Below are 2,146 nucleotides of genomic sequence, written 5' to 3'. Positions count from 1 at the left end.
CCGAGGAATGCCGCGGCGGTCCCCACGAGGGACACATACAGGAGAATGGCGACGAACCGCGCACTCCAATTAATGGCCGGGGCACCCTCGGTCAGCCAGGCTGCCAGCGCCAGTACCACGCCACCGAGCACGAAATGCCATCCGATCACCGGCAGGACGTCGGACTTCAGCTGCCGTGAAATAAGTGTTCCGGCAGTGATGGCCAGAGCCGAGGTCAGCGATAGCCATGCCCCGGTGCCCGCGCCACTGGGTGCGGCCACAGCCAGTAGCCCGGCAAAGCCAACACCGACCGCGGCCAGAGTCCTTGGCGAGAGCCGTTCCTTGTAGATCCACCAGGCCGGAAGCACGATGAGCAACGGCTGGGCGTTGGCCAGGACCGAGGCGGCCCCCGTTGAGAGCCCGACCAGACCGCCGAACATGGCGCCGAAGGCCACCGACACGTTGACAACGCCCAGCACCGTTATCAGGAGCCAGGTCCGCCGTCCACGCGGCATCGGCGCGCGCCGCAGCCCCGCCACCGCGAGGAGGGCTCCGCCGGCGAGGAGTGCCCGCAATGCGGCGAACCACAGGACCGGCGCGTCCTTCAGTCCTATATTGATGGCCAGGAAACAGGATCCCCAGGCAAAGGTGATCCAGAGCATGCGTAAGGGCTTCGGTCGCCGCAAGGGGTTTCCCGGTCCGGCCGGGCTCGCGGCTACGCCTTTGTCACGGTTACGCATGGGAGCACCGTGGTTGCTGCAGGGAGACGGAACGAAGGGCGGTCAGAGAGTTCCATGAACGTTCGTGCTCACCTCCTCCGGTCAGGATCATCAGGATACGCGAAGCGGAGCCAGTGACCCGGCGGGTACCGTCCGCCTGCCGGCCGCCCGTAAGCCGGCCAAGGGGTGGCCGGGGCAGCAGCTGTGGCTCCGCCCCGGAGAGCCTGCAGCAAGCACAGCAGCCATTGACGAGAACCCGGAGTGGCTGCCGGAGACCGGCGGCCGCACCGGCCGCTACCGGGTGTCCGGGCCGTGCGGCCGGTTGGGCACGGGACTGGTTTTGTCCGGCCCCAGCCGCGGGATGAAAGCCGGCACCCGGCGGGCATAGTCGAGGTACTCGTCTCCGAACTCGGCTGTCATGTCCTTTTCTTCGCGTTTGGCCAGCCGGTGGTAGACCACCACGAGGATCGGAAACATGATCAGTGTCAGGATGGTGGGCCACTGCAGCAGGAAGCCGAACATGATGGTCAGGAAACCCAGGTACTGGGGATGACGCATACGGGCGTAGATGCCGGTGACCGCCAGCCGGTGTTCCCGCTGGGCCGCATACAGGATCCGCCACGCCTGGTACAGCAGGATGAAGCCGGCGGCGATGAGCACGTTGCTCAGCAGGTGCAGGTCGCCCTGCCAGCCGACAAGGTCCTGCCACAGGTGCCCTGAATTGTGGGTCAGCAGGTTCAGGTCCGGGAACTGGCTGCCCAGCCACCCGGACAGGAAATAGATTGTCAGCGGGAAGCCGTACATCTCGGTAAACAGGGCGATCACGAAGGCGGAAAACCCGCCGAAGGCCCGCCAGTCCGGTTTTGTCCGGGGTTTGACGAAACTGAACGCAAAGATGATGAAGATTGCCGAGTTCAGGATCACCAGCAGCCAGAGGATGTACCCGTAATCATCCGGCATCTTTCGTACTCCCTCCGCCCGGACCTCCGTGGCCGCCGTGGCCCCCGTGCCCGCCGTGGCCGTGCCCGAACAGGTGCATCCCCAGCATGCCCATCACGAGGACGTAGGGCAGGGCATCGAGTACGTGCAGCCAGTGGCTGGTCAGCAGGTAGATCACGGCAATGACGATCAGGACGGCCAGCCCGGCGCGCACAGGCAGGGCCCGCCTGTCCGGACCTGGCTGCTGCGGGGGGCGCGGGCCGGGCCGGTGGCCGGCCGGGTGTTCGTTGTGGTTCACGGCCGGTCGCCGCGCAGGGCGGGCACGTTTACGGCGAGGAAGTCCTGCCGCATGCCCAGTGTTGAGTCGGTGATCTTCATGGACTCCGCCGCGTCGGGCGCGGTTTCGGTCAGGGCGCGGATGGCGTCGATGGTCTCGGGCACGACGATGGCCTCGTTATCGACCTGGTAGGTCAGGAAGGCCTCGTCGCCCTGGACCGTGACGAGGTCCT

General features: G+C 66.4%; 3 protein-coding genes and 1 pseudogene. All 4 read right to left on the bottom strand.

Translation table 11 applies throughout. The features are described 5' to 3' along the window. A partial coding sequence (locus tag HGO92_RS23060) for a DMT family transporter (protein ID WP_205835002.1) occupies window positions 1-641 on the bottom strand: 641 nt, incomplete at its 3' end. Window positions 642-992: 351 nt separating this feature from the next. Further along, complete coding sequence (locus tag HGO92_RS23055) at window positions 993-1,658, bottom strand: methyltransferase family protein (RefSeq protein ID WP_169999060.1); 666 nt, start codon at window positions 1,656-1,658, stop codon at window positions 993-995. Beyond that, window positions 1,648-1,935 carry a DUF2933 domain-containing protein gene (locus tag HGO92_RS24640; protein WP_205835001.1) on the bottom strand — a complete coding sequence of 96 codons (288 nt, stop codon included), beginning with the start codon at window positions 1,933-1,935 and terminating at the stop codon, window positions 1,648-1,650. Before HGO92_RS24640 ends, HGO92_RS23055 begins: the two co-directional genes overlap by 11 nt. Next, window positions 1,932-2,146 (bottom strand): annotated as a pseudogene (locus HGO92_RS23045) (type II glyceraldehyde-3-phosphate dehydrogenase); the annotation flags it as partial. The pseudogene HGO92_RS23045 and the gene HGO92_RS24640, both read right to left, overlap by 4 nt.

This window comes from Crystallibacter degradans, assembly GCF_012952295.1.
Taxonomy (GTDB): Bacteria; Actinomycetota; Actinomycetes; order Actinomycetales; family Micrococcaceae; genus Crystallibacter; species Crystallibacter degradans.
The sequence above is the reverse complement of the archived record's forward strand: the minus strand, read 5'-3'. Positions and strand labels throughout refer to the sequence as shown.